Origin of the sequence: Colwellia sp. BRX8-5, from assembly GCF_014077325.1 — a bacterium.
Classification (GTDB): Bacteria; Pseudomonadota; Gammaproteobacteria; order Enterobacterales; family Alteromonadaceae; genus Colwellia_A.
Window position 1 is genome coordinate 211,875 of the sequence record NZ_JACGVR010000002.1, and the last position, 26,095, is coordinate 237,969.

The 26,095-nt window shown below is 39.5% G+C and carries 25 protein-coding genes; 15 read left to right on the plus strand and 10 right to left on the minus strand.

The features are described 5' to 3' along the window. Positions 1-1,878, minus strand: coding sequence for a putative nucleotidyltransferase substrate binding domain-containing protein (locus H4J62_RS02470; protein ID WP_182214531.1), 1,878 nt, complete (start codon positions 1,876-1,878; stop codon positions 1-3). Positions 1,879-2,192: 314 nt separating this feature from the next. Between H4J62_RS02470 and H4J62_RS02475 the strand changes: the two genes are divergently transcribed. The 4 genes from H4J62_RS02475 (at position 2,193) to H4J62_RS02490 (ending at position 5,679) form a co-directional block, all read left to right on the plus strand. Then, on the plus strand, positions 2,193-2,444 hold the full coding sequence (locus tag H4J62_RS02475; protein ID WP_070375432.1) for a DUF4212 domain-containing protein: 252 nt from the start codon (positions 2,193-2,195) through the stop codon (positions 2,442-2,444). Beyond that, on the plus strand, positions 2,444-4,183 hold the full coding sequence (locus H4J62_RS02480; protein WP_070375431.1) for a sodium:solute symporter family protein: 1,740 nt from the start codon (positions 2,444-2,446) through the stop codon (positions 4,181-4,183). The genes H4J62_RS02475 and H4J62_RS02480 overlap by 1 nt, the downstream gene beginning before the upstream one ends. A gap of 299 nt (positions 4,184-4,482) precedes the next feature. After that, positions 4,483-4,923 (plus strand): hypothetical protein, encoded by a 441-nt coding sequence (locus H4J62_RS02485; protein ID WP_182214533.1) that lies wholly within the window; start codon positions 4,483-4,485, stop codon positions 4,921-4,923. 333 nt (positions 4,924-5,256) lie between these two features. Beyond that, positions 5,257-5,679: a VOC family protein gene (locus H4J62_RS02490; protein ID WP_182214535.1), complete on the plus strand. Its 423-nt coding sequence runs from the start codon at positions 5,257-5,259 to the stop codon at positions 5,677-5,679. Positions 5,680-5,773: 94 nt separating this feature from the next. Here H4J62_RS02490 and H4J62_RS02495 read toward each other — a convergent pair whose 3' ends face one another. Genes H4J62_RS02495 through H4J62_RS02505 form a run of 3 tightly spaced genes read right to left on the minus strand, consistent with a single transcriptional unit; the run spans position 5,774 to position 10,736 of the window. After that, entirely contained in the window at positions 5,774-8,878 is a 3,105-nt protein-coding gene (locus H4J62_RS02495) for an efflux RND transporter permease subunit (protein ID WP_182214537.1), read from the minus strand. Positions 8,879-8,887: 9 nt separating this feature from the next. Next, on the minus strand, positions 8,888-9,985 hold the full coding sequence (locus H4J62_RS02500; protein WP_182214539.1) for an efflux RND transporter periplasmic adaptor subunit: 1,098 nt from the start codon (positions 9,983-9,985) through the stop codon (positions 8,888-8,890). Between the two features lie 28 nt (positions 9,986-10,013). Beyond that, on the minus strand, positions 10,014-10,736 hold the full coding sequence (locus H4J62_RS02505; RefSeq protein ID WP_182214540.1) for a TetR/AcrR family transcriptional regulator: 723 nt from the start codon (positions 10,734-10,736) through the stop codon (positions 10,014-10,016). A gap of 184 nt (positions 10,737-10,920) precedes the next feature. Here H4J62_RS02505 and H4J62_RS02510 point away from each other — a divergent pair, with 184 nt between their 5' ends. Further along, positions 10,921-14,358: a PAS-domain containing protein gene (locus H4J62_RS02510; protein ID WP_182214542.1), complete on the plus strand. Its 3,438-nt coding sequence runs from the start codon at positions 10,921-10,923 to the stop codon at positions 14,356-14,358. A 146-nt stretch (positions 14,359-14,504) separates the two neighbouring features. Here H4J62_RS02510 and H4J62_RS02515 read toward each other — a convergent pair whose 3' ends face one another. From H4J62_RS02515 to coaBC, 4 genes are all read right to left on the minus strand, one after another. Next, positions 14,505-15,164 (minus strand): response regulator, encoded by a 660-nt coding sequence (locus H4J62_RS02515; RefSeq protein WP_404842394.1) that lies wholly within the window; start codon positions 15,162-15,164, stop codon positions 14,505-14,507. Positions 15,165-15,327: 163 nt separating this feature from the next. After that, entirely contained in the window at positions 15,328-16,800 is a 1,473-nt protein-coding gene (locus H4J62_RS02520; RefSeq protein WP_182214544.1) for an aminoacyl-histidine dipeptidase, read from the minus strand. Positions 16,801-16,895: 95 nt separating this feature from the next. Beyond that, positions 16,896-17,480: a nucleoid occlusion factor SlmA gene (gene slmA / locus H4J62_RS02525; RefSeq protein ID WP_070375422.1), complete on the minus strand. Its 585-nt coding sequence runs from the start codon at positions 17,478-17,480 to the stop codon at positions 16,896-16,898. Positions 17,481-17,491: 11 nt separating this feature from the next. Further along, entirely contained in the window at positions 17,492-18,712 is a 1,221-nt protein-coding gene (gene coaBC / locus H4J62_RS02530; RefSeq protein WP_182214546.1) for a bifunctional phosphopantothenoylcysteine decarboxylase/phosphopantothenate--cysteine ligase CoaBC, read from the minus strand. Between the two features lie 81 nt (positions 18,713-18,793). Here coaBC and radC point away from each other — a divergent pair, with 81 nt between their 5' ends. From radC to mutM, 9 genes are all read left to right on the plus strand, one after another. Next, positions 18,794-19,468 (plus strand): DNA repair protein RadC, encoded by a 675-nt coding sequence (gene radC / locus H4J62_RS02535; RefSeq protein ID WP_070375420.1) that lies wholly within the window; start codon positions 18,794-18,796, stop codon positions 19,466-19,468. 26 nt (positions 19,469-19,494) lie between these two features. After that, entirely contained in the window at positions 19,495-19,821 is a 327-nt protein-coding gene (locus H4J62_RS02540) for a PilZ domain-containing protein (RefSeq protein WP_182214547.1), read from the plus strand. 80 nt (positions 19,822-19,901) lie between these two features. Beyond that, positions 19,902-20,570 (plus strand): AAA family ATPase, encoded by a 669-nt coding sequence (locus H4J62_RS02545; protein ID WP_070375418.1) that lies wholly within the window; start codon positions 19,902-19,904, stop codon positions 20,568-20,570. After that, on the plus strand, positions 20,557-20,937 hold the full coding sequence (locus H4J62_RS02550; RefSeq protein WP_070375417.1) for a hypothetical protein: 381 nt from the start codon (positions 20,557-20,559) through the stop codon (positions 20,935-20,937). The genes H4J62_RS02545 and H4J62_RS02550 overlap by 14 nt, the downstream gene beginning before the upstream one ends. 233 nt (positions 20,938-21,170) lie before the next feature. Continuing rightward, a complete protein-coding gene (gene rpmB, locus H4J62_RS02555; RefSeq protein ID WP_070375416.1) occupies positions 21,171-21,407 on the plus strand; it encodes a 50S ribosomal protein L28 in 237 nt (78 codons plus the stop codon). A gap of 24 nt (positions 21,408-21,431) precedes the next feature. Further along, a complete protein-coding gene (gene rpmG, locus H4J62_RS02560) occupies positions 21,432-21,587 on the plus strand; it encodes a 50S ribosomal protein L33 (RefSeq protein WP_070375415.1) in 156 nt (51 codons plus the stop codon). A 96-nt stretch (positions 21,588-21,683) separates the two neighbouring features. After that, a complete protein-coding gene (locus tag H4J62_RS02565; RefSeq protein ID WP_182214549.1) occupies positions 21,684-22,169 on the plus strand; it encodes a hypothetical protein in 486 nt (161 codons plus the stop codon). Positions 22,170-22,202: 33 nt separating this feature from the next. Then, positions 22,203-23,108 carry a RimK family alpha-L-glutamate ligase gene (locus H4J62_RS02570; RefSeq protein ID WP_259364639.1) on the plus strand — a complete coding sequence of 302 codons (906 nt, stop codon included), beginning with the start codon at positions 22,203-22,205 and terminating at the stop codon, positions 23,106-23,108. A 28-nt stretch (positions 23,109-23,136) separates the two neighbouring features. After that, on the plus strand, positions 23,137-23,952 hold the full coding sequence (gene mutM, locus H4J62_RS02575; RefSeq protein WP_182214551.1) for a bifunctional DNA-formamidopyrimidine glycosylase/DNA-(apurinic or apyrimidinic site) lyase: 816 nt from the start codon (positions 23,137-23,139) through the stop codon (positions 23,950-23,952). On the opposite strand, the gene coaD is transcribed toward mutM, so the two are convergent. Beyond that, positions 23,949-24,422 carry a pantetheine-phosphate adenylyltransferase gene (gene coaD / locus H4J62_RS02580; protein ID WP_070375412.1) on the minus strand — a complete coding sequence of 158 codons (474 nt, stop codon included), beginning with the start codon at positions 24,420-24,422 and terminating at the stop codon, positions 23,949-23,951. The genes mutM and coaD overlap by 4 nt on opposite strands. Before the next feature lie 144 nt (positions 24,423-24,566). Here coaD and H4J62_RS02585 point away from each other — a divergent pair, with 144 nt between their 5' ends. Next, positions 24,567-25,247, plus strand: a complete 681-nt coding sequence (locus tag H4J62_RS02585; protein WP_231907340.1) for a TetR/AcrR family transcriptional regulator — start codon at positions 24,567-24,569, stop codon at positions 25,245-25,247. A 70-nt stretch (positions 25,248-25,317) separates the two neighbouring features. Here the strand turns inward: H4J62_RS02585 and H4J62_RS02590 are convergent, their stop codons facing one another. After that, on the minus strand, positions 25,318-26,091 hold the full coding sequence (locus H4J62_RS02590) for a 3-deoxy-D-manno-octulosonic acid kinase (RefSeq protein WP_220465224.1): 774 nt from the start codon (positions 26,089-26,091) through the stop codon (positions 25,318-25,320). Positions 26,092-26,095: the final 4 nt, after the last annotated feature.

The following is a 26,095-nucleotide window of genomic DNA, read 5'->3' on the forward strand; positions in this document are numbered from 1 at the left end:
TTAGTACGTTGACTGTCTGCTGTCTTGTAATGCTTTAATGACTTTAAAAGCATCCTTTAAATGTTCACGTTCGAGCTTAGACAATTTTTTCGGTGACAAGTAATTATTTGGCTCTTTACCTGCTTGAAGTAAATTGGCTTGGTGCTCTAAACGCAATATGCCTAAAAATTCATAAGCATCAATTAAGTTAGCCGCCGACTCTTTAGAAATAGAAGGGCTTCCGGCTGCTTTTCTAAGGCGCTCTATAGTGTTCACTGATGCGATCCCTTCGGCTAGCGCATAAATTCTTGCCAGATCAACAATCGGCGCTATACCATTGTGCTTAATATCTAGACTCGATTTATGCTCGCCATCAGAAATTAACACAAAATCCCGAAAAAACCCCAGTGGTGGCCTCAGCATCAAAGCATTTCTAGACAAGTGTGCGAGAAATAAACTATTACCTTTGGTTTTTGCCAGCAGCTTGCTACGTACTTCGTTAAGTAAAGAATCATCGCCATGTACTGTAGCAAAATCAAAGAAGACACTACCATTGAGTAATGCCTGTGGGCTTGGAGTATTCACCCATTGCTCAAAATATTGATGCCACATTTTTTGTGGTTGTCGCCATTTAGGGTTTGAAGCCATGATATCGCCAGGACACAAGATAAAACCGCAGGCAGCAAGACCATCACAAACAAACGAGGCGAGGTTTTCAAACCAAGCTTCATGCTCAGGTTGTACCTGATCAGAAATAATTAAAGCATTGTCTTGGTCAGAATGGGCAAGCTGCTCTTGTCTTGCTTGAGAACCACAAGCTACCCATGCATAGGGAACTGGCGCTTTACCATTGATTTTTTCTGACATTTCAATAATTCGAATCGTAAATGCCATCGTTATCGCGCTAATACTTTTACCAATATGATCAGCGCTGGTGCCGAGTTTAGCCATACGAATTTGTAATTTTGGTATTAATTTACTGATACGGATCAAATCGTTAATGGTCGCCGCTTTACGAATAATACTGGTGATATTGACGGCATTGTGGCCTTCATTATTCATTAAGTCCGTGATAGTTACCATCGCCACTAGTTCGCCATACTCTCCAGAATCACTAAAGCCAGTAATAGGAAGGTGGTGAATACGCTTGCTAGTCATCAACATAAGCGCATCATAAGCGCTACTTTGCTCGGGTAACGTTGCCATATCTGTGGTCATAATTTCGCTGACTGGCAGGGTAAAACTTAACCCTTCAGCGACACAACGTCGACGAATATCTTTATCGGTGACTATACCAACGGGTGCACCGACACCACTTTCTTTATCATCGATTACGACTAGGCAAGAAATATCTTTTTCAGTCATTTTTAGCGCCGCTTCTTGTATGCTTTGATGACTGTTAATGGTTAATACTGGTTGATGATAAAATTGACTAATGGGGTTATTAATCAGTGAAGAATTAATAATCGCGTCTTCATTAACCTTGCTCATTTTCCCTTTTAAACGCTCTGCAGCTGTTTGCATGAAAAAAGCGTCTATTTGTGGGTAGTCTGCAACTAAAGACAGCAAAGTTTGATAATCAAGACTGTACAGTAAAGTGTCTTCCTCAGTATTTACCTCCACTTCATTGCGTTGTGCGGGTCGACAAAAAACACTGCAAATTTCACCTTCGGTATATTTTCCCACTAACTGGCCATTATGGTCGGTATAAACCAAAGCACCTTTGCGTAAGATATAAAGACGCGCCTCCTCGATACCATTAGGTGGTAACGGTTGCTTGGCCCTTACGTAGCAAATATTTATTTCTTTGACTAATTGTAACGTCACCGATTCGGGTAGGGTGTCGAATGGCGGAATCGCTTGAAGGAAAGCACTAATCTCGGCGAGTTCATGATCCATATTCTTTCAGCCTTTAACAAAACATACTTAGTAGATAGCTATTTTTAGTGTATTTAGCCCGCTTACGTCAACCCTAAAGTATAAAATCTAGACTAAAGTGTAATACCTCAATTCGAAAAACCTTGTTAGTGTCAATAATAGTTAAATTTCACTATGAATTTTGATTTTGGTTTTATCGCGATCCGAATTAATAGTAAACGTAACTACTGCCTTAATTGGTAAAACAGGTGATAAATCAAGCGTAAAAAAATAATAAACGCTTCACATAATAACTGGGCTAAAACCCAGATAAGTTAAGTTGCTAGGAGAGGATAATGGAAGAGAAACAGACATATTGGTCAGAAAATCTGCGCCTAATATTTATAAGTCTTGTTATCTGGTTCGTCGTTTCATTTGGGTTCGGTTTGCTATTAGTAGAACCTTTAAATGAAATACGTATCGGTGGCTACAAACTAGGTTTCTGGTTTGCACAGCAAGGTTCAATTTACACTTTTGTCGGTTTAGTTTTTTGGTACACCAAAAAAATGAACGATCTTGATAAAAAATATAACGTCGAGGAATCATAATGGATGAGTTAAAACTCTATACATACATTGCTGTGTTCGGTTCTTTCGCCGTTTACTTTGGTATTGCTTGGTGGGCTCGTGCCGGTTCAACTAGTGACTTTTACGTTGCTGGTGGTGGTGTTACCCCATTACAAAATGGTATGGCAATTGGTGCCGATTGGATGAGTGCCGCGTCATTTATTTCAATGGCAGGGATGATTTCTTTCCTTGGCTATGGTGGCTCAGTTTTCTTAATGGGTTGGACTGGTGGTTATGTACTACTGGCCATGCTACTTGCTCCTTACTTACGTAAGCACGGCAAGTTCACTGTACCTGAATTTATTTTTGACCGTTATTACTCAAAAACAGCACGTGTTGTTGCCGTTGTTTGTTTAATCATAGCGTCATTAACTTACATCATTGGTCAAATGAAAGGTGTGGGTGTTGCTTTCTCTCGCTTCCTAGAAGTTGATTACGATTTAGGTCTTTACATCGGTATGTTCGTTGTTTGGGTTTATGCCGTATTGGGTGGTATGAAAGGTATTACTTACACGCAAATTGCTCAGTACATAGTATTGATTTTTGCTTATACCATTCCTGCAGTCTTTATTTCACTACAGTTAACGGGTAACCCTATTCCACAGTTAGGCTTAGGCTCAACGTTGGCTGACGGTAGCGGTGTTTATTTACTTGATAAATTAGACTTAGTTGTTACTGAATTAGGCTTTAAAGAGTACACCACTGACAACATGGGCGGCTCAGTAAATATGTTCGCATATACTCTATCTCTGATGATAGGTACTGCCGGTTTACCTCACGTTATTATGCGCTTCTTTACCGTTCCTTCAGTTAAAGCTGCACGTCAATCTGCAGGTTACGCATTAGTCTTTATCGCCTTGTTATACACAGTTGCTCCGGCAGTTGGCGCAATGGCTCGTTTAAACCTAATGAACACTATTGAACCCGTAGCCGGTCAGAACCTTGAGTATGCTGAACGTCCACAATGGTTTAAAGATTGGGAAAAAACTGGTCTTTTACAATACGAAGACAAGAATGGCGATGGCAAAATACAATATACTGCTGATAAAGCGACCAATGAAATGGTTAAAGTTGACCGTGACATTATGGTACTTGCTAACCCAGCAATCGCAAACTTACCAAACTGGGTTATTGCTTTAGTTGCCGCCGGTGGTTTAGCTGCTGCGTTATCTACTGCCGCTGGTTTGTTATTAGCGATATCCTCCTCTATCTCCCACGATTTATTGAAAGGTATTTTAACACCTGACATGTCAGAGAAAGATGAGTTACTCGCAGGTCGAATTGTGATGACAATATCAGTGATGGTTGCTGGTTGGCTTGGTTTAAATCCGCCTGGCTTTGCCGCAGGAACGGTGGCGCTAGCCTTTGGTTTAGCCGCATCGTCAATATTCCCTGCACTAATGATGGGTATATTTGCTAAGAAGATGAGTGGTCCAGCAGCAGTTTGGGGCATGTGTTCGGGTATCGGTGTAACTATGTTATACGTGTTCCAACACAAAGGTTTTATGTTTATCCCAGGCACTTCTTTCCTAGGTGACATGGGTCCTAACTGGTTCTTTGGTATTTCTCCTAATGCCTTTGGTGCAGTCGGCGCTGCTGTTAACTTTGCAGTTGCTTTCGCTGTATTAAGAGTAACAGGTCCAGCACCCGCTCATATCCAACAAATGGTTGAAAACTTCCGTACACCGCACGGTGGTGTTTCAGCAGCACATGATCACTAATTAGTCTTACGACAACTTTTTGATTAATAATACTAAAGCCCTATTTAACTTGTATAAATAGGGCTTTATATTTACTTATTACGATATAATGAGTAAATTCTTCTGCTTAAGCAGACATAATACTTAACACCGAACGGGCTAAATGGCCGTTATGATTAAAACTAAACTGACTCAGTGGGCTGCAGAACTAAAACCTAACTAGCTAAGTCGGCGTCATCCTAAATTCATTTCAAGATCTCAAGTTAAACAACTGAAATAAATTCAGCATGACGAAGTAACATATACTCATAGGAAGCTTTATGAACAAACACACTAAAACAGCTATTATCGTTGCCCCTATCCTGACCATTTTAGGCTTTGCCTTAGCTGATTTATGGGAAGAGAATAGTGCTAGTCAAGCGCGCGCTTTTGAATTAGTTCCCTTTGGACATTGTGACGTTAGTCAGCAAAAATGTATTTTAAAATCAGGAGAATTTGAAGTAAATGTTATGGATGATAAGGGTGTAACGACCGTTAATTCTACTTTTCCTATCGACACCGCGACTTTATTTCTCGTCGATAAAGAAAACCAAGCAACGTCCTTTCGACTCGGCATGAAAGACTCGCCTTATTACTGGAAGCGCGAAACACCACTTGGTCGTTTGGTTGCAGATAAAGGCCAAAGCTACAAATTACGTTTAATCCTTGAAATTAAGGGCGGTAAATATTTTTCTGAGTTTTATACGCAAACACTTAACTAAGACCACCGATAACCCCACAAGTAGCAGGTCGTTAATTTATCGTTGTCATGGTATTTATGACAACGATTCATTGATAAAAACAACCACTGATAACATGACTAACACCAAGCCAACTCATTATCTGAACAATCATTCGCCACGACATCTTATTACACCCCCAAATTAATCACGCTAAGCAACGTTGTCTATGATTAAATTCACTTCTTCAGTGTTCACCCTGTCCATTAGGACTTAATTGGCATAATATAATTTCAAGCTTATTAGAAATAACCTTTTACTTCAGCTTAAGCTGAGTTTTCATCGTTTCTTCACTGTTAGTAAACAAGGATACTTATGCTGCACATTGAACACTTAAATTTAGTCGTTAACGACATTCCACAAACACTGACATTTTACCAAGCAGCCTTTCCTCATTGGAAAATAAGAGCTGAGGGCATTTCACAATGGTCTGGCGTAGATCGCAATTGGGTACACTTTGGTGACGACTATCAATACCTTACTTTCAACGATAACGGTATTGGAAAAAATCGAGATTTATTGGGACATCAAGTAGGTTTAGCGCATTTTGCTTTTGTGACTGATAATTTAACAGCAATAAAAAATAGACTAGTAAAGGCAGGCTTTGGCGTACATAAAGAAGGCGTTGAGCATACACACCGAGCTAATTTATATTTTCTTGACCCCAATGGCTTTGAAGTAGAGTTTGTCCAATACTTTAGTGATATTCCTCAACAACGAAACAGTGGCGACGAGTGATCCCCCTTAAAGTATTAACTGCGTTTGTTGCGTAAAAAAAAGGGCGTTACTTGATAAAGTAACGCCCTTTCTTACTAAACAACAACAGCCGTGACTAAGCTTCGCTTTTAGCGATAGCCATCTCGGGTCTATTTTCGACTGAAGCCTGTCGACGCTCGGCGAATAACAAATAGAAACTCGGTAAAACAAACAGCGTGAATAGTGTGCCAATAAACATACCCGCCACTAAAACAATACCGATACTGTTTCGCGCTTCTGCTCCAGCTCCCGTCACCAATACTAAAGGAAAATGTCCTAAAATAGTTGCCGCGGTCGTCATTAATATTGGTCGCAAACGTGTCGTTGCCGCCTCTGTAACCGCCGCTAATTTATCGGCGCCAGCTATTTGAGCATGATTCGCAAATTCGACAATAAGAATACCATTTTTAGCGATTAAACCAATTAAGGTGATCAAACCAATTTGTGAATAAATATTAATGGTGGTTAACTCAATATAAGGTAAAAGTAATGCTCCCGACAACGCTAAGGGTACACAACCTAAAAGCACCACAAGCGGGTCTCTAAAGCTATTAAATTGTACCGCTAAAACTAAAAACACAATCAATAATGAAACACCTAATACCATCACTAGGGTACTGCCTTCTTTGCGAAGCTGACGTGATTCTCCGGCATAGTCAATACTGTAACCTGTAGGTAGCATATTTCTCGCCGCATTTTCTAGTGTTGACAGCGCTTGTTCTTTATTAACGCCTGGCGCAACGCCACCATAAACTTTAAATGAAGCCTGCTGAGCAAAAGTTGATAATTCACGCGGTACGGTTTTCCATGTTAAATCAGCAACAGCCGAAACGGGTATTAATTCTCCCGAAGGTATCTTAATATTTAACGCTAAGATCTCTTCAGTTTTACCCCGAATATTATTATCAACCATTGGAATAACACGATATGCCTTACCGTTAGCATCGAAACGGTTAACGAAGTTACTCGACAATAGAATGCCCATCTGTTGACTAATATCAGCAACATTAAGCCCCAAATCAGCAATTTTTTCGCGATCTAGTTGTAATTCAACTTGGGGTAAATCTATTTTTAAATCACTGTCTGCAAAAAGAAAATCACCGCTGGCAAACGCTGCTCCCACTAATTGATCAGCATAGTTTTTCATTTCAGCGTAGGATGCCGAAGATTTAACCACCATTTCAATTTCAAATTGTCCCGCGGTTGGCAATGAACCGGGTAATATAGGTAACATATTCAAACCGGGTATTTGCGCCAATTTGCCATACATTTCTGGAATAAGTTCTTGTGTAGAGTAATTACGATCGTCAGCACCGACCAACTCTAAGCCGCCAAATCCACCAGAAGTAAAGAGTAATTGCCAAACTTTCAAGCCACCTTCAATCTCTTGTAAGGTCTCCACCACAGGTCCCATTTGAGCAACGTTGTACGCTAATGAAGAGTCAGGTGGTGACATAACGACAAACATAACACTCGCTTGATCTTCAACAGGCGCTAGCTCTTTCTTTGATTGCAAATAAAAAGGCACTGAAAGCAAAGAAACCACAGCCGCAATTAAAAAAACCTGCCCTTGCCACTTAAAAATACGTTGCAGTAATTTGCCATAAGCCTGTTGAATATTATCAAAGAGTTTATTCACTTTTCGTGTTAACCACCCCTCTTCACCCCCTTTAGGCAAGATATGTGCGCTCATCACCGATGATAAAGTAATCGCGACAATCCCTGAAATAATGACCGCAATAGCCAAGGTAAAAGCAAATTCTTTAAATAAAACCCCAGTTAACCCTGATAAAAATCCAATAGGAGCATAGACCGCAGCTAACGTTAAGGTCATCGAAATAATGGGAACAAGTAGTTGACGTGAACTTTCTAAAGCAGCGTCAAATTTTGAATAACCTTTGCGCATTAAACGGGCAACGTTTTCCACCACCACAATCGCATCATCAACCACCAAACCTACCGATAATACAATCGCTAACACGGTTAATAAGTTAAGCGAAAAACCCATAAATGACATCGCGGCTACCGCGCCAAGTATAGATATAGGAATAGTAATAAGTGGCACCATCGCACTTCTAAATGACCCCATTAGTAAGACAACGACCAAGCCGACTAAAATAACAGTTTCCATTAAAGTAATGAAAATTTCACTTAACGCATCACGCATATAAAGTGTACCGTCGAAGGCAAAATCTATCGACATACCTAAAGGTAATGTTTTATTTAATTCGGCAATTTTACTATAAAGACTATCGCCAATATCAATTTCATTAGCGCCAGGTAAGGGCCAAATTGAGATATAAACCGTGTCACTATCATTTAGCCTTGCCGTAACGCTGGCATCTTCTGCCGCTATTTCAACACGAGCAATATCAATTAAATGAATGGTAGCACCGTCGATATTTGCCACCACTAATTGCTCAAACTCAGTCACTGACGTTAATTGACTGTTAGCAACAATATCAATGCGCTGTCGGCTATTTTCAGCATAGCCCATAGTTGCAATACTGTTATTGGTTGCTAATGCTTGGTAAACCTCTGTCGAACTTAAGTTAAACACTGCAAGCGCTTCGGTATTCAACCAGATGCGCATTGCTGGCGTTCTTGCCCCTTCAATACCAACACGTTGCACACCTTCTATGGCGTTTAAAACTGGATTAACTTGTCGGGTTAAGTAATCAGTGACTTTTGATAAGTCATTACCATTAGCATTAACATTCAGATAGAAGACAGCAAAAGGACGATCTGCACGACTCACCGAGACTATGGGGTCTTGCGCACCTGTGGGTAATTCATAGCGAATTTGGCTTAAACGTGCGGTTAACTCCGCTAATGCTAAGGTACTATTTTCATTTAAGTTGAGCCACGCGGTAACTTTACTGCTGCCTGAAGTCGTTTTAGACTCAACATACTCAACACCAGGCACCGTTGCGGCAGCTCGCTCTATCGGTTCAGTAACAAAACCTTGCACCACTTCAGCTGAAGCGCCAATGTAATAGGTATCAATAACTAACGAAGCACTCTCTATCTTTGGAAACTGCAACACGGGGATCTTACTGATTGACCAAAGTCCCGCTAAACAAATAATAATAGACAAAACTAACGCGACAACAGGACGGCGAACAAAAATATCCATTACCGATGCTTTACTGTGTGAAATTGGATTTGAAGTTTTTTTCATCATAACTCGCTATTTCTTATCAGCAGTGCTCGCTGACAAAGACTCAGCGAGGTAAACTTTCATTTGTGGGAACAATTTAAATGCACCTTTTGTAGCAATTAATTGTCCTTCATTGAGGCCTGACAACACCATTACCCGGTCATCATTGCGATCACCCAAAGTCACTTTAACTTTTTTAGCCCGATAAGCACCTTCACCCTCAGCTTCAAGTATAAAAACATAACTTCCTAGTGGATCTCGTGTTATGGCGATATCAGGTACTGATATTAGCGAAGCCTCGGCGGCAATGGGTGAATAAACACTGACTAAGGTATTAGGCTTCAATGCTAATAATGAAGACTTTATTTGTGCGCGATACTTCAAGCTACGTGAAGTCCGTTTTAATTGTGGATCAATGGCAATAATCATCGCTTGATATGACTTAAGCTGATTCATCGGTTGAACGTTAACAACAGATCCCACCCCGAGCTCTTGATAAACTTGTGGTAAGTAGAAATCAATCCAGGTAAATTCGTTAATACCAATCAAGGTCAATACTTGACTGTTTTTATCTAAATATTGTCCTATTTCAAGATTGTGAATGGCCACTTTTGCATCAAAAGGTGCGCTCAGTTTTTTCTTGGCGATCATCGTTTCTAATAAGGCTACATCAGACTTAGCCAATGCAACTTCAGCTTCAGCTTGATCAACAAGTTCTGCACTAATTTCATTGTTTTTCTTTAAGACAAGATAGCGACTGTAGGTCTTTTTCGCTAAGGTAAGCTGTGCTTGAGCGGCAATTAACTTCGAGTCTTCATCTCGATGGTCAATTTCAATAAGTACCTGATCTTTTTTCACCAGGCGTCCTGACTGTGCATTTAACAAGGTAATTTGCCCAGCGAATTCATTATTTAATGATAATGATTTAAAGGCTTGTACTTCACCACTGACTTTCAGCATTTCTTGATAATCGACACGAACCGCTTCAGTCGCATTAACCGTTGCTGAAGGCTCAGGCATATTGACTCCCTGCGATGCTTGGGCTTGTAATGATGACTTATAAAAATACAAGCTACTGACCACTGCAACTAAAATTAGAATAATCAGAATCCATTGACGGATTTTCATAGTATTTCCTTTATTATTTCTCATGTTGTTATCTAAGCTCTGACGTAGTTAGCTGTATAGCTACTTTTTCAATATCGTCTTTACTGACTTTTTGTCGCCAATCAAAGGTATTGATAAAGCGTTGTAAATTAAGAATGTGCACATTGTCTGTTGATAAAGAAGTGATACCCTCTTGAGCTTCACTATCTTGTTTGCTGTTTCTATTGTGATGTAATCTTACCGTTTGAAAATAACCGACATTTAAAGACCATGCGCCAATACTTATCTGCTCCATGTCATTAACGCCTGACTGTAGTTCATTAGTATCGACTGCCGTTTGCAACAATACTTTAAATGAATCCTCGCAGACACGACTACAATTAATCATATAATCAAGCCAGCGTTGTGAGCATCGCTTTATAATAGAGCGTGTATTAACAATACTTTCTAGTTGATCATCAAAACTAAACATTTGTACTTTAGAGAAATCGAGTAAGCTTAAAGCAATAATTCGTTCTGGCGTAGTTAGTGGCAGTGCAAGCACGTGACTTACAACCCGATACCTTTCTTGATACATTTTTGTTGCTAAGACAATCAGCAAGTCTTCTTTACATTGCACAAATTTATAGACCGACCCCATAGATAGGCCAGCAGACTTGGCGATTGATGACATTGAAAAATCTAATAAGTTACTTTTTTCTATTGCGGTAACCGCGGCAAACAGAATTAACTTCTCTTGTTCTTCAAGGCTAAATTTTGGTGCGGGTGCCATAGCAACCTCTTTAACTTATTCGTTCGAATGATATTCGAACGCGATTATATCGCAATATTGTTGAAATGCAATGTCCTGAAGTTAATGGCTTAAAAAACTTCGCTTAATTACCCACCAAGTTTTGTATAAATTAGCTTAAAGGCTTGGTATTGTAGAAGTATAAAAATAAAAATTGAGATTTATTATGTTTCCTAATTGGCAATTGTCGGTATTGAGTATTGGTTATATTGGCCTGCTTTTTCTTATTGCCTATTTAGGAAACAAATACCGCCATAAAATTGTTCGTAAGAGTCAGGGGATTATTTATGCGCTAACACTAGGCGTTTACTGTACGTCGTGGAGCTTTTTAGGCACTACGGGCCAGGCCTCAACGAACTTTCTTTCTCATATTCCTATCTATCTAGGACCCATTTTATTATTTGTTTTTGCTTGGCCTTTTATCCAACGTATTGTGCGTGTTAGCTTAAAGTTAAACTTAACTTCTCTCGCTGATTTACTCGCCTCACGTTATGGCAAGTCACACAAGCTAGCGATTATGGTGACCATCGTCGCTTTAATCGGCACCATGCCCTATATCGCTCTACAATTAAAAGCTATTGTCTATTCTTTTCAACAACTTCAAGCTGAACAAACGTTAGTGACTTGGCGCTTTGGACTTATTTCAAGCGTAGTACTTGCTGGCTTCACCGTAATATTTGGTATTCGTCACATCGATGTTACCGAGCGCCACCCAGGTGTAATGCTTGCCATTGCTTTTGAATCGTTAGTCAAACTTTTTGCCTTTCTTGCTGTCGGTATTTTTGTGACTTTTTTTGTCTTCGACTCGCCCATGGACATTTGGTACAAGTCAGGAGCAAGTTTACAGTTAGAGCAGCAACTTAACTTTCCTAATATGATGTCGATGTTAGCGATGTTAGTTATTGTTATGGCGGCATTTTTATCGTTACCTCGACAATTTCAAGTCATGGTCGTTGAACTTAAAGACCCAAAAGATACTAAACTCAGTCGAAAAATATTTCCGCTTTATTTATTAGTTTTTGCGGTTTTCGCTGCGCCACTGGGTATCGCGGGCCAAATGCTCTTGGGTGATAGTGTCCCTTCAGATGCTTATGTTTTATTTTTACCTTGGCATCAACAACAAACCTGGTTAACACTGTTTGCTTTTCTAGGTGCTATTTCTGCTGCCAGCTCTATGGTGATTATTTCTTCGATTGCACTGAGTACGATGTTGAGCAATGAAATAGTTTTCCCTTATATTTTTCGTGCTAGCAAAGCTAAAAACACCGATTTTGATGAATTTAGAATTCGCTTGCTTAACATTCGTAAAGCACTCGTTTTTTTAGTTATTTTACTGGGCTACGGGGTGTTTTTGATGACTTCACCCGATACGCTAAGCTCGTTAGGTGAAATTGCTTTTGGAGCTTTTGCGCAATTGACCCCAGCACTTGTTGCGGCATTTTACTGGCGAAGAGCAAGCTTAACTGGAGTATATGCGGGTATTTTAATTGGTTTTTCAATGTGGTTATTACTTAATTTTATTCCACAATTTGGCTTATACGAGCAGCCTTTTACCGGCGGTTTATTATCGGCTAATACCACCGTTAGCCTACTTAGCTTAACGGTTAATATGTTTGTAATGTGGGCATTATCACAAGTCAGTCGCCAAAGTGTGCAAGAGCGGGTACAGGCATCGCTATTTTTAGAGTGGCAAGCACCTAAACTACTCAATTCACAGAAAAAACGTCATATTGATGAACGTGATTTAGAAGTGCTTGTCTCGCGCTTTGTTGGCGAGGGAAAAGCAAAAATTAGTTTTAAACACTTTAAGCAAGGTGTCGTGAAAAAAGAGGTCAGTCATCAAGATTATAATCAACAGTTATTACTGCATACTGAAAACACACTGGCAAGTGTTATGGGGGCATCTTCAGCACGTTTAGTCTTATCTTCGGCTTTAGATGGACGCGATATTGCCCTAGACGAAATTGCAGTATTAGTTGAAGATGCTTCGAGCCAGCAGCGTAAATTCAGTCAAAATTTATTACAAAGCGCTATAGAAAACGCCAGTGATGGTATTTCTATTGTCGATAATGAGCTAAAACTAGTCGCTTGGAACAATAAATATATTGATTTATTTTCTTACCCTAAAGAGTTAATTTACAAAGGCTGCCCGATAAAGCACCTTATTCGTTACAACGCCACGCGAGGTCTTTGCGGCGAAGGTGAAATTAGTCGGCAAGTTGAAAAACGTTTAGAGTATTTACGAAACGGAAGCCCTCACAGCTCTGAACGTGAAAACCCTGACGGCCAAGTGATCAGAATTCAAGGTAACCCTTTACCCGGTGGTGGCTTTGTCATGTTGTTTTCTGACGTTACCGCCTATAAAAATGCTGAAAGAGTATTAAAAGATACCAATGTTGATTTAGAAGCCATTATTACCGAACGTACTAAAAAATTAGAAAAAACCAATGAAGATTTAGATGCTGCTCGTGAGAAGGCTGAACAAGCACATATTAAAAAAAGCCTCTATCTGAAAGCCTGCAGCCATGATTTAATGCAGCCATTGGAAGCTGCAAGATTATTTACCTCAGCCTTGAGTAGCCAAGGCAGTTTAAGCGAAAGCCAATTAAGACAAGTCAAAAACATCGATCATTCTTTAAAAGTTGCTAACGACTTACTGGCCGACTTAGCTGAAATAGCACGTATTGAAAGCGGTAATATCACCACCCACCTCACCACATTTTCAGTGAATGATTTATTTAAAGATTTGGCGCAAGAATTCTCAGCGACGGCGGCTGAATATCAAGTTGAATTTAAAGTGGTCTCTTGTAAAGCTTGGATTACTTCAGACCGTAATTTATTACGCCGTATTTTACAGAACTTAATTGGCAATGCCTTTCGCTACGCCAGTCCGGGGAAAATTTTATTAGGATCGCGAACTGTTGGTCAGCAAGTTATTCTGCAAGTATTGGACAACGGTCCAGGCATTCCGCTTGAAAAACAAAAAATTGTTTTCGAGCAATTTACTCAACTAGAAAACAATCCAAGTCATGCCAGCAGAGGTTTAGGATTGGGTCTGAATATTACCCAAAGCTTTGCACAATTATTAGGACACCCGCTGTCGTTAACATCAAAAGAGCAGCAAGGGTGTAAGTTCTCACTCGCTATCACCAAAGCACATCGACAATTTAATATTAAAATTGAGCAGCCAGTCACTAAAATAGGTCTAAAAGACGTCACGGTAATGTGTATTGATAACGACCCTGATGTACTTAATGGCATGACAGAACTGCTCAGTGCTTGGCAGTGTAACGTGTTATCGGCTGAGTCTTTTGAGCAGGCAATGGCAATATTTGCACAGCATCAAAATGAAGTTGAAATTTTATTAGTCGACTACCAGCTTAATAACAATCAAGACGGCTTAACCCTTATCAAAGCGCTACGTGCAAGCAGTAATCATTATATTCCGGCAATATTAATTACAGCGACTACCGATAGTGACATTGAAGAAAAAACCCATAAAGCCGATGTTGGCTTTATGAGAAAACTGGTTAAGCCAGCAGCGCTGCGCGCAATGATGAGTGCACTGCTAGCGAAGAAGTTACAAGATAATTATTCTGAGTAATCGTTATCACCAACGGTTGTTGATGATTGATTTTACAAACCGCTGTGAGTGATTAATTAGAGGGTTGGGCGCTAACAAGCAATTGGCAAGCAATAGCCCATTGCTATTACTGGTAATTGTTAATAGTTAATAGTTAATAGTTGCGGTTAGTGATTAATATTTGGCTCAGCAACATTCAGTGGCGCAATAGCAATAACGGCTTGCGTTCTGTTACGAACATTGAGTTTACGAAAGATAGCAGTAGCATGCGCCTTAATAGTCGCTTCTGAGACATTAAGGTCGTAAGCAATTTGTTTGTTTAATAAGCCTTGGGCAAACATCATTAAAATGCGGTATTGCTGCTGAGTTAAACTCGCCACACGTTCGGCAATATTACTTTCTCCATCACCTTTACTCGCTTGAGCAAAGCTTTCTGGCACCCATACTTCTCCCGCTAAGATTTGTTGAATCGCGTAAATAATAGTTTCAACGGGCGTCGATTTAGGTACAAAACCCGCTGCGCCATATTCCATCGCTTTACGAATAGTATCGTTATCTTCATGAGCCGAGATCATCACTACCGGTATTTGCGGAAAATGATTACGCACATGAATTAAAGTGTTAAAACCATGAGCGCCAGGAATATTTAAGTCTAACAAAACTAAATCACTGTCGGTATTATTAGCGAGTTGTTGTTCAAGTTGCTCGATTGTCTGTGCTTCTAACCACTGAGTTTTATTAAACTTAACATCGAGCGCAGCTAATAACGCTTGTCTAAATAAAGGGTGATCGTCAGCAACTATTATTTTTTCTGGCTGGAACATAATTTAATCCTTAAAACTTTCTTCTTCAAGTATACGGTTTTACCAGAAAAAGTTTATTAGACCTTAGCCTAACAACGCTTGTTTTGATTTAAATCACATTATGTTGAAATTATGCACCTTACTTGATTAAAAGTAAGGCAACATCTTCAGCATAACAACAGAAAAACTAAGCTTTTGCTGGAATATTCTTCAATACTTCAACCAGTAACTGCCAATAAAGCCCAACGGCTTCGACATTCACTTTTTCATCAGGTGAATGAGGAAATTTAATGGTGGGGCCAAACGAAACCATATCCCAGTTTGGATAAGCGTTTTTAAATAAACCACATTCTAAACCGGCATGGATAACCATAATCTCAGGCACTTTATTAAAAAGTGACTGGTAAGTATCACGGACAGTTTTCATAATTTTTGAATCTGTATTAGGCTTCCAGCCGGGATAAGCACCAGAAAATTCAACCTTTGCTCCTGCTAATGTAAAGACTGATTTCACCATAGACTCGGCCAGTAATCGGCCATCGTCATGTAAACTACGAATAAGAGACATAGCTACAAAATTACGCCCTTTACAGCGAACAACCCCTAAGTTAAGCGATGTTTCTACAATACCTTCAATATCGTCACTCATGCGAATAACACCATTGGGGCAAGCGTTAAGGGCGTTTAAAATTAACGACTGTGTTTTAAGACTCCAACACTGGTCGAAAACCTCTGGTGAAATAAGTAACATATCAATATCGGTTTCAATACTGCCTAATGTTGCGCGTAACCTGTCCAAATAATCGTCTAGGCTAAGTTTAAAAGCGCTCACATCTTTTGCTGCAATAACAAAACTGGCATCAGCTTCACGAGGAATAGCGTTACGCAAGCTCCCGCCATTTAAATCCACTAAACGCAAATCAAAATTTTGGCTTGCGTCGAGTAAAAATCGCACTAAAAGTTTATTTGCATTGGCACGACCCGTATCAATGTCTACCCCAGAATGTCCACCTTTTAAACCTGAAAGAGATAAGGTAAATGAAGTGAAATCTTGGGTAACATCTTCAAAAATCAATTTAAAGGTAGCTTCGGCGTCAATACCACCGGCGCACCCCATATAGATTTCACCTTCTTGTTCAGAATCGGTATTAATTAGAATATCACCCTCTAACCAGCCTGCCTCCAAGCCAAAAGCGCCGGTCATACCAGCTTCTTCATCTATGGTTACTAAAACTTCTAAAGGACCATGAGCGATATCATCGCTTGCCAAAACGGCTAAAGCTGAGCATAAGCCAATACCATTATCAGCGCCTAAGGTGGTACCTTCTGCTGTAACCCATTGTCCATCAGCTTCTTCAACCGTGTAAGGTTTGATAGCATCGGTTAAAAAATCATGAACGGTATCAGCATTTTTTTGTGGAACCATGTCCATATGCGCTTGTAGAATGACGCCTTGGCAGTTTTCCATACCCGCTGTAGCTGGCTTCTTAATAAAGATATTACCAACGGCGTCTTCTTTTACCGATAAACCTTGCTCTTTTGCCCAAGCTTGGATCCAAGCTGATATTTTTTGCTCATGCTTTGAAGGGTGTGGGATACTGCATATTTTTTCAAATAACTGCCATAAATGCATGGGATGAAGCTGTGATAAATTACTCACATTTTTTCCTTAATTTTATTTTAATACTTATTAGTTTATCAACTTACTGAAATCGGTATTGCTCAGGGTTATGTCGTCGCATTTTTACCCAAAACTTACTTACCCGCCATTAAAAATTGCCATTGATCGTTAAAATCTTCGCTAGGCTTCTTGGTAAAACCTGAACGAACATACTGGCTAATTTTTCCTTCAACATAAGCGCCTAAGATATTTGCTAATGCTTGCTCTGAAATGCTAAAGCTCTTACCTTCACGCAATTTTCGTTCACGTAAGACTTGTTTAAATTGCGTTTCTAATTTTTCAAAATACTGATTGACACGTGTCCGTAATCTTTCGTTTTCGCCCATTAACGCATCACCAGCCAAGATACGACACATGCCAGGATTACGTTCTGAAAAAACCAACAAAACATGCAAAATATGATGACAACGCACCAAGGCTTCTTTGTGATCACTGAGGATTAAATTCACCCGTGAAAACGTTGATTCTTCAATAAAATCAATTAAACCTTCGAACATACGGGCTTTAGAAGGAAAGTGGCGATAAAGCGCAGCTTCTGATACACCCACTTCAGCAGCAAGTTTGGCGGTCGTTATTCTCTGGCCAGGACAAGTTTCTAGCATTTTTGCTAAACACTCTAAAATTTGTTGTTTGCGATTAGGTTTTTGCGCTACGGTCATAAATCGTTCTCTTATTTTTTTTCAACATAATGTTGCGAAATTAGTTGTACTAATTGCTCGGCAAGTATTTTTTTTGATGCTAACGGTAGTTCCGTTTTATTTTTATTGGAGAAAACCGTTAAGGCATTATCATCACTATTAAAGCCTTGCCCTGACAGCGCAACATTGTTGGCAGCAATCATATCAAGATTTTTTCTTTTTAATTTATCAAGCGCATAATGTGCGACATCTTGTGTTTCAGCCGCAAAACCGATGGTAAAAGGTTTTACGGATAAAGCAGCAACATCGGCAACAATATCAGGGTTTTTCACTAAAATAAGTTGCATTTCATCGGCTGATTTTTTAATTTTTTGCGTTGCTACCTCACTGACTCGATAATCAGCAACCGCGGCACAGGCAACAAAAACATCGGCTTTTTTGGCAAGTTCAAGCGCTTGCTGGTGCATTTGCAATGCACTTTCCACCGCTATTTTTTTACAACCATGGGGAACAGCAATACTGACGGGTCCCGATATTATTTGGACTTCTGCGCCCGCTAATTGTGCTGCTTGTGCTATGGCATAACCCATTTTTCCTGAGCTATGATTCGAAATATAGCGCACTGGGTCTATAGCTTCACGCGTTGGCCCTGCTGTGATCACCCAACGTTGGCCCGATAAATCTACCTGAGCAATCTTCGACGCTGGTTGAAAAAATTGACAGACATGGCTGACTAAAAGGTCAACATCTAACATTCGCCCTAAACCAACATCACCACAAGCTTGTGCTCCTGAGCCAGGACCAAATACGGCAACTTTTCGTGAAATAAGTTTAGCAATATTTTCTTGAGTAATTGCCGCATGCCACATTTGTTGATTCATCGCTGGAGCGATAGCAATTGGCGCACTTGTTGCCAAACATAATGTAGTTAATAAATCATTCGCCATACCGCAGGTAATACGAGCAATTGCGTCGGCAGTCGCTGGTGCAATTAGGATAAAGTCTGCCCATTTTGCTAATTCTATATGCCCCATAGCTAATTCTGCTTGGCTATCAAGCAAACTGTCTGAAACGCCATTGGCAGAAACGGCCTGTAATGTTAGTGGAGTGATAAAAGCTTTTGCCGCTGTTGTCATCACTACACGAACATCTGCGCCATTATCTTTTAAACGACGCACTAATTCTGGCGTTTTATAGGCAGCGATACCGCCAGTAATACCCAGAACTATTTTTTTACCCTGTAAAATTTGCATAAACTGCTAGTCTTAATAACGATAAGTGGCGATAAGATACCATTAATTTGCCCATTTACAAATTTGCTTTGCAAGGATGCGGTGATGTTAAAAGATTGGTTAGAAAATGAAAAACCCAGGGAAAAGCTACTACACAAAGGACCTAGCAGTTTAAGTGATGCGGAATTATTGGCTATATTTTTACGCACGGGAGTAAAGGGATGCCATGTAGTTGAGCTAGCTCAGCAGCTTTTAAAAAGTTTTGGCAGCATTGCCGCCATCTATCGCGCAACTGAGCAGGAGTTTTGTCAACATCATGGCTTAGGCGTGGCGAAATATGTACAGTTACAAGCTTGTTTGGAGATGTCAAAGCGCTATCTTAGCGAGCAATTGCAAAAAGGTACTGCGTTAACCTCTTCACAGGTGACACGAGATTACTTGATCAGTGAATTACGTGGTGAAAGCAGAGAAGTCTTTGCGGTAATGTTTCTCGACAGCCAGCATCAAGTATTAACCTTTGAACGATTATTTTTTGGCACCATTAACGCGGCAGCGGTCTACCCGAGAATAGTGGTTGAGCAGGCGCTAAAACAAAAAGCCGTCGCGGTAATTTTAGCGCATAATCATCCTTCGGGTATTGCCGAAGCGAGCATTGCGGATAAACAAATTACCAAAAGACTAGAACAGGCACTAAGCTTAATTGATATACAAGTACTCGATCACATTATTGTTGCCGGTAATCAGTGTTACTCGTTTGCTGAACACGGTGAATTATAAATAATAAATAACAGAAGGAGCTTTAGATGAATGAACCTAAACCCAATCAGAGCAGCGACGACGAGCGACGACAATCTTTTCGTTTAGATATGGAAAAAGAGTTAGTTGATATACGTTGGGTAAATGACCAGCAACAAACCGTGCAACGAAAAATTACTTGTTTGGACTTTTCGCGTGGCGGCTTAAAGCTCGATTGCGACCATGTCATTCCACTACAAACTAAAGTGACCGTCGTTTTTAAGGTAGCCAACCCCAACAGCCAAAATTTATATGGCACAGTGATCCGCTGTCTTAAACAACCGAACGGTTATTTTGAATTGGCATTACGCTTAGAAAATGAAAATGCAAAATAAAATAGTTGCACTATAATTAATTCTCGACGCGAATGTTACAACAGCAAATGTTACAACAAGAGGTAAGGACATTTTATATTATGATGATTTTAGTAGGTGGCGAAAAAGGGGGTAGTGGTAAAAGCTGTTTAGCACAGAATTTAGCCGTTTATTTTGCCCGAGATAAAAAAGCTATCGTGTTGATGGTTGACTGTGATCCACAAAGAACAACCTCTGACTGGATACAAGCAAGAAATTCTGATCCGTCGTTACCCGCGATAAACTGTATTCAATTATACGGTAAAATTCGTAACGATTTACTCAGTTTAGTACAGCATTATGATTATGTAATTGTTGACTGTGGTGGCCAAGATAACTTAGCGCTTCGTGCTGCAATGTCGGTTGCTGACCATGTTATTATTCCGCTGCGCCCTAAACGTCGAGATCTAAAAACCGTGCCGCACATGGAAGATATGCTCAGTACCTGTAAAATGGTTAACCCAAAAATGCTCGCCTCTTTTGTTATCACCCAATGCCCATCGTTGCCCAACCAAGGTAAACGAATATTAGAAGCAAAAGATGTTTGCCGCTCATATGGTATTAACGTATTAAACGCGGTAACCTTTAGTCGTAATGTTTATGATGACAGCGAAGAACAAGGCTCTTCAGTACTCGAAATAGAACCTCAGGGTAAAGCAGCAATAGAAATGACTGCTATAGCTGAAGAATTATTAGCAATGAAACCGGACAACTCACATGAGTTTAACTGACCTAAAGAAAACCACACAAGGAAATAAAAAGAAAAGGGAATTTACTGTTGACGAATTTATTGCTGACGCAGAAAATTACGCGTTAGGGCACCCTGAAATTGTTAATAGCGACAACACCAAAAATGTCTCTATTGAACAAGCCATTCTTGCTGCAAAACAGCAATTGGCAAGTAAGAATATGAAAGGAAATAAGCCCTTTCGTCATGCCACTTTCACTCTCAGTGAACAAGCGATTATCCAATTACAAGATCTCGCCAAAGAAACTAAATTAGCCAAATCACATATTATTCGTATTTTAATTAACGAACTTTGTGACGAAGAACAGCATAATAAACTGAAAAAATTGCTCGACTCAGGCATAAATTAACAACAATTTGATATTTATCTGTACAATTATCACTCAAACCTAGCATTATACTGCCACAAAAAACAGATAAACCATTGTAAAGTAATACAATATTAAGTTAATATAGTTTTTTCTTATTAAAGGTGGCTTTCATTTTTCAGTTTCACTATAATATGCCACCTTTTTCAGGATCCCGAGGCGACGGTCTTGGGGAATAATAGTTCGACCTGGAATTAATTTTTGGAGTACTCAGAATGTCTAAAGTTTGCCAAGTAACAGGCAAAGTGCCAATGGTTGGAAACAACCGTTCACATGCAAGAAACGCGACTCGTCGTCGTTTTTTACCAAACCTTCAATCTCACCGTTTTTGGGTGGAGAGTGAAAATCGTTTCGTTAAATTACGTTTAACTCCGAAAGGAATGCGTATTATCGATAAGAAAGGTATTGATGTAGTATTAACTGACATCCGTGCCCGTGGCGGAAAAGTTTAACAACTACTTTTAGAGGAAATTATTATGCGCGATAAAATTCGTTTAGTTTCTAGTGCCGGTACTGGTCATTTTTATACTACTGATAAGAATAAAAAGACTATGCCTGAAAAGATGGAGATCAAGAAATTTGATCCACGCATCCGTCAGCACGTAATGTACAAAGAAGCTAAAATTAAGTAATTTAATTCAAGTTTTTAAAAACCCAGCAATTGCTGGGTTTTTTATTGCCTAAAATTTAGTATCATCACTATTATCGTATTTAATAATGAGTCTTTTATGAAGCTCTCTCGTACTGGTTGGAACAACGTTATCATTTTTTCAGTGATGATTTTTATTCTGGTGATTAACGTGACCAATAAAAAATTATATTCATCAACTGACCAACAAGATAATAAACAACAGACCTTATTTGCCAAACATGCTGTTATTCTATCGCTAGCGGTTAACCAGCAAGTGGCGATAGAACGCATCGGACGCACTTGGCGAGCAACACCAGCAAAAATATCAGGACAAGCATTAGAGCAAATGATGCTCACATGGCATGAGATAACAGGTGACATAGTTACTGTTCCACCCGAGCTTGACCACCAAATGGCGTTAGTTGTTACGGTTGAATTAGCCGGTGAAGCGCAAGCTCAATTACTTAATTTGTTTATTACTGATAATGAATTGCTGGTCTTTAATCCTCAGCAAAAAAGATGGTTAGCTTTTCCGTTGGCAATATTTTCACAGCTCATTCCCAATGAAATATTAGCCAGTTAACTTCCCCCTTTCACTAAAACTATAAAGAAGATCATGTCGATGACTCATCATAAAATACAAGACTGCGCGATACTGACCATGGACAACCTTGAAAATTTTGAGGCTTACGACCATTTACTTGCACAGCCACTACTCGCGTTAGGCTGGCAAATGCATATGGTGTCATGGCATGATAAAAGTGTTAATTGGAACGACTATGCCGCCGTTATTATTCGTTCGCCATGGGATTACCAAGACGATGCGGCTGAATTTTTAAAGGTGTTAACTGATATTGAGCAATCTAGTGCTCACCTTGAAAATAGTTTACTAACGGTTGAGTGGAATATTGATAAAAAATATTTACGTGAATTAGTTAGCCTTGATGTAAATATTGTTAAAACATTGTGGCGGAAAAATTTAACGCCGCAACAGCTAGATCAATATTTTACTGAATTAAATGTTGATCAATTAGTCATTAAGCCTCGTATAAGTGCAAATGCTGATAATACTTTTTGGCTAACAAAAGAAAATCATCAAACATTTTATCCGCAACTTGCCCAAGCGTTTTCAGCCAGTGAGTTTTTAGTTCAGCCCTTTATGAAAAATGTTATTGATGAAGGTGAGTTTTCACTGTTTTATTTTAATGGCCACTACAGTCACGCCATTTTAAAAACACCAAAAGACGATGATTTTCGCGTTCAAGAAGAACATGGCGGTCGTTTAAGGTCAATAACACCCGAAGCAAGCTTAACAAAGCATGCAGAGCAGGCCCTTAAAGCGATAAAAACGCAAATAGGCATGCCACTGTACGCTCGCGTTGATTTTGTACGCTGTGAGCAGGGTTTTGCCCTTATGGAAGCTGAGCTAATTGAGCCTTCATTATATTTTAATATGGATGAACAATCAGCAACACGCTTTGCCGATGCTTTTGTTCATCGCATGCAAGCATTAACACTGTAATTTACCATAAACCCGATATAGAGCTACTATGCCCGAATTACCTGAAGTAGAAGTTTGCCGACAAGGCATTAGTCCCCATATTTTAAAGCAAACCGTTTCGCAAGTCGTTGTACGTAATGCAAAATTACGTTGGCCTATTCCTGAAACAGTACAAAGTATGATTGGTCATAGTGTTCATACTGTTGAACGCCGCTCAAAATATTTATTAATTAAGTTTTCACATGGCACCTTAGTTTTGCATTTAGGCATGTCAGGAACCATTAGAGTTATTGAAGCCGATACACCCATCGCAAAGCATGACCATTTTGATTTAGTCTTCGCACACGGCAAAGCGTTACGTTTGAATGACCCTCGACGTTTTGGCGCGGTATTATGGTTTAAAGACAATATTGACGAGCGAGGTTTATTAAGTAAATTAGGACCCGAGCCATTGAGTGATGACTTCACTTACGGTTATTTATTTACTAAGGCACAGAATCGCAAAGTACCAATAAAAACCTTTTTAATGTCAAACCCTGTTGTGGTCGGTGTCGGTAATATTTACGCAAATGAAGCATTGTTTAAAGCCGGTATTCTACCAACGGCCTTAGCCGGAACAATTTCTGCAGCACGTTTTGATCAGCTTACCGATATTATCAAACAAGTATTAACTGCAGCCATTGCCCAAGGCGGCACAACCTTAAAAGATTTTACTCAAGCAGATGGTCGCCCAGGATATTTTGCACAAGAATTATTAGTTTACGGTCGAGCAGGCAAGCAATGTAATAGCTGCCAAACGATTCTTGAAGAAGTTAGACAATCGAATCGCAGCTCGGTGTTCTGTCCGAACTGCCAAACTGATTAAGTATCGTCGAGTGCGGCTTTTACAATAGGATGAACAAATTGACTCACATCACCATTATGCAAGGATACTTCTTTTACTAAGGTTGACGAGATAAAAGAATTTCCTTCTGATGGTGTCAAAAATACACTTTCGAGTTCAGGGGCTAAACGTCTATTCATATTGGCTAATTGAAATTCATAATCAAAATCAGACACAGCGCGCAAGCCGCGGATCAGTACTTTGGCTTGATTTTTTTTAGCAAAATCGACTAGCAATCCACTAAAACCAACCACGGTGATATTGGGCAGATGTCGACTCACTTCTTCAATCATAGCAACACGCTGCGCTAAATCAAAACGAGGCTTTTTACTTGGGCTGGCAGCAACACCAACAATAACTTCAGAAAACAAAGCACTCGCACGTTCAATTAAATCTGTGTGGCCGTTAGTGACCGGATCAAAGGTTCCTGGGTAAATCGCTTTTATCGTCATTAGTTGTATCTTCTTTATAAACTTAAAAACATTGTAAAGGCTATTTTTAGTGAATGGAAACTTACAAAGACGAATTTGTTAAAGTATTTACTCGAAAAGCCTTTCCGTCAGTTCAATTTTGATAGTATGATGGAAAATAATACAATGATAAAAACAGAAGTAACTGACATGAAAACCCGTGATAAAATTATTCAAGCCAGCATTGAGCTTTTCAATGAACAAGGCGAGCGCAACGTAACAACCAATCATATTGCAGCGCATTTAAGCATTAGTCCGGGTAACCTCTATTATCATTTTCGCAATAAAGAAGACATTATTCTTTCCATCTACGAAGAATATGCACGTAACCTATTACTAGATACAGTCCCTTTTGTAACGCCCGAAGTAAAGCCCCTCGATACCATCATTTTATATATGGATGCTGTTTTTCAAGCACTGATGAAGTTTAGATTTTTCTACAGTAACCTGCCGGTATTATTAGCAAAAAACCCTTTATTACATGAAAAATATGTTGATGTACAATCATCAATAGCTACCCGTGTCAGTGAGATGCTGTTGTCATTACGTAGTACTCATATGATGAAGTTTGCTGATGAAGACTTACCTGATATTGTCAGTATCTTGCGTTTAGTGAACACCTTCTGGTTAAGCTTTTATCAAACCCAAAATAAAAACATTGAAATTACTGATGCTGTTTTTTATGAAGGCGTCTTAAAAATATTAGTGATTATTCAACCTTATATCACTGAATCTGCAATGCCTGAGTTTTTAGAAGCGCGTACCATGTACCGTAAACGTTGTATGGAAGTCGCTGAAATCGCTTAATCACCAACCGCCTGATCAGTTGAAAATCAAAATATTATTCAATTAAATTTTGCATTTTTAATGCCGTTAATCACTCATTTGACTGCAGGTATCCTGCTAATAGAAGTTGCCAGTCTGATTTTTGCCAATTAAAGTTTGGCAATTTTGCTTTTTCTTTTTCAAAAGAACGTAATAATCTTGCCATATTAGCTTGCTGCCATGATTGAGCAACCGCTCGTTGTTCGCCGCGATCAAAATCAATCAACCAAACATTGTTCTCTTCATCGAGCAGAATATTGTGACTATTTAAATCATGATGATAAATGCCAGCATCATGAAAACGACGGATCACCTTGCCCACTTCTCGCCAAATGTGCTCGACTAATGGTGCTTTTGATAAAACCGCGACTAAATCTTGAGCATGTTCAATTCGAGAAGATAACAAATCAGCTTGATAAAAAAGCCCCTGTTTAATCACTCGAAAAGCAACCGGCTTTGGTGCTGGCAGTGCTAACCCCTGTAGCGTATTTAATAAATGGTATTCTTGGGCGGCTCGAGTACTATTTTGTCCCGTAAAAAAATATTTATCATTAATTATTTTGCCAATTAAACCACCACGAAAATAATGACGTAACACCCACTGTTGTTTTTCCATGGTGTTTACTTCTGGAGAGTCGTACTGAACAAACCAAGTAGTACCACGCCCTTGGGCACTGCCGGTAATGGCATTATTTTCATGCCAAAAATCACTATTAAGCATTTCAGGAGAAAAGTCATCGATTGCATTGGCGTTATAGCAACAATAAATATTAGCTTGTTGGTAAATTTTTTCTTGGTAAGGTTTTACAATTGCTGACTGTTTCAAGATA

Excerpts from the sequence above, each read along its gene's own strand:
- H4J62_RS02470 (WP_182214531.1), bottom strand. The coding sequence starts at position 1,878 with ATGGATCATGAACTCGCCGAGATTAGTGCTTTCCTTCAAGCGATTCCG.
- H4J62_RS02475 (WP_070375432.1), top strand. The coding sequence starts at position 2,193 with ATGGAAGAGAAACAGACATATTGGTCAGAAAATCTGCGCCTAATATTT.
- H4J62_RS02480 (WP_070375431.1), top strand. The coding sequence starts at position 2,444 with ATGGATGAGTTAAAACTCTATACATACATTGCTGTGTTCGGTTCTTTC.
- H4J62_RS02485 (WP_182214533.1), top strand. The coding sequence starts at position 4,483 with ATGAACAAACACACTAAAACAGCTATTATCGTTGCCCCTATCCTGACC.
- H4J62_RS02490 (WP_182214535.1), top strand. The coding sequence starts at position 5,257 with ATGCTGCACATTGAACACTTAAATTTAGTCGTTAACGACATTCCACAA.
- H4J62_RS02495 (WP_182214537.1), bottom strand. The coding sequence starts at position 8,878 with ATGAAAAAAACTTCAAATCCAATTTCACACAGTAAAGCATCGGTAATG.
- H4J62_RS02500 (WP_182214539.1), bottom strand. The coding sequence starts at position 9,985 with ATGAAAATCCGTCAATGGATTCTGATTATTCTAATTTTAGTTGCAGTG.
- H4J62_RS02505 (WP_182214540.1), bottom strand. The coding sequence starts at position 10,736 with ATGGCACCCGCACCAAAATTTAGCCTTGAAGAACAAGAGAAGTTAATT.
- H4J62_RS02510 (WP_182214542.1), top strand. The coding sequence starts at position 10,921 with ATGTTTCCTAATTGGCAATTGTCGGTATTGAGTATTGGTTATATTGGC.
- slmA (WP_070375422.1), bottom strand. The coding sequence starts at position 17,480 with ATGACCGTAGCGCAAAAACCTAATCGCAAACAACAAATTTTAGAGTGT.
- coaBC (WP_182214546.1), bottom strand. The coding sequence starts at position 18,712 with ATGCAAATTTTACAGGGTAAAAAAATAGTTCTGGGTATTACTGGCGGT.
- H4J62_RS02540 (WP_182214547.1), top strand. The coding sequence starts at position 19,495 with ATGAATGAACCTAAACCCAATCAGAGCAGCGACGACGAGCGACGACAA.
- H4J62_RS02545 (WP_070375418.1), top strand. The coding sequence starts at position 19,902 with ATGATGATTTTAGTAGGTGGCGAAAAAGGGGGTAGTGGTAAAAGCTGT.
- H4J62_RS02550 (WP_070375417.1), top strand. The coding sequence starts at position 20,557 with ATGAGTTTAACTGACCTAAAGAAAACCACACAAGGAAATAAAAAGAAA.
- rpmB (WP_070375416.1), top strand. The coding sequence starts at position 21,171 with ATGTCTAAAGTTTGCCAAGTAACAGGCAAAGTGCCAATGGTTGGAAAC.
- rpmG (WP_070375415.1), top strand. The coding sequence starts at position 21,432 with ATGCGCGATAAAATTCGTTTAGTTTCTAGTGCCGGTACTGGTCATTTT.
- H4J62_RS02565 (WP_182214549.1), top strand. The coding sequence starts at position 21,684 with ATGAAGCTCTCTCGTACTGGTTGGAACAACGTTATCATTTTTTCAGTG.
- H4J62_RS02570 (WP_259364639.1), top strand. The coding sequence starts at position 22,203 with ATGTCGATGACTCATCATAAAATACAAGACTGCGCGATACTGACCATG.
- mutM (WP_182214551.1), top strand. The coding sequence starts at position 23,137 with ATGCCCGAATTACCTGAAGTAGAAGTTTGCCGACAAGGCATTAGTCCC.
- coaD (WP_070375412.1), bottom strand. The coding sequence starts at position 24,422 with ATGACGATAAAAGCGATTTACCCAGGAACCTTTGATCCGGTCACTAAC.
- H4J62_RS02585 (WP_231907340.1), top strand. The coding sequence starts at position 24,567 with ATGATAAAAACAGAAGTAACTGACATGAAAACCCGTGATAAAATTATT.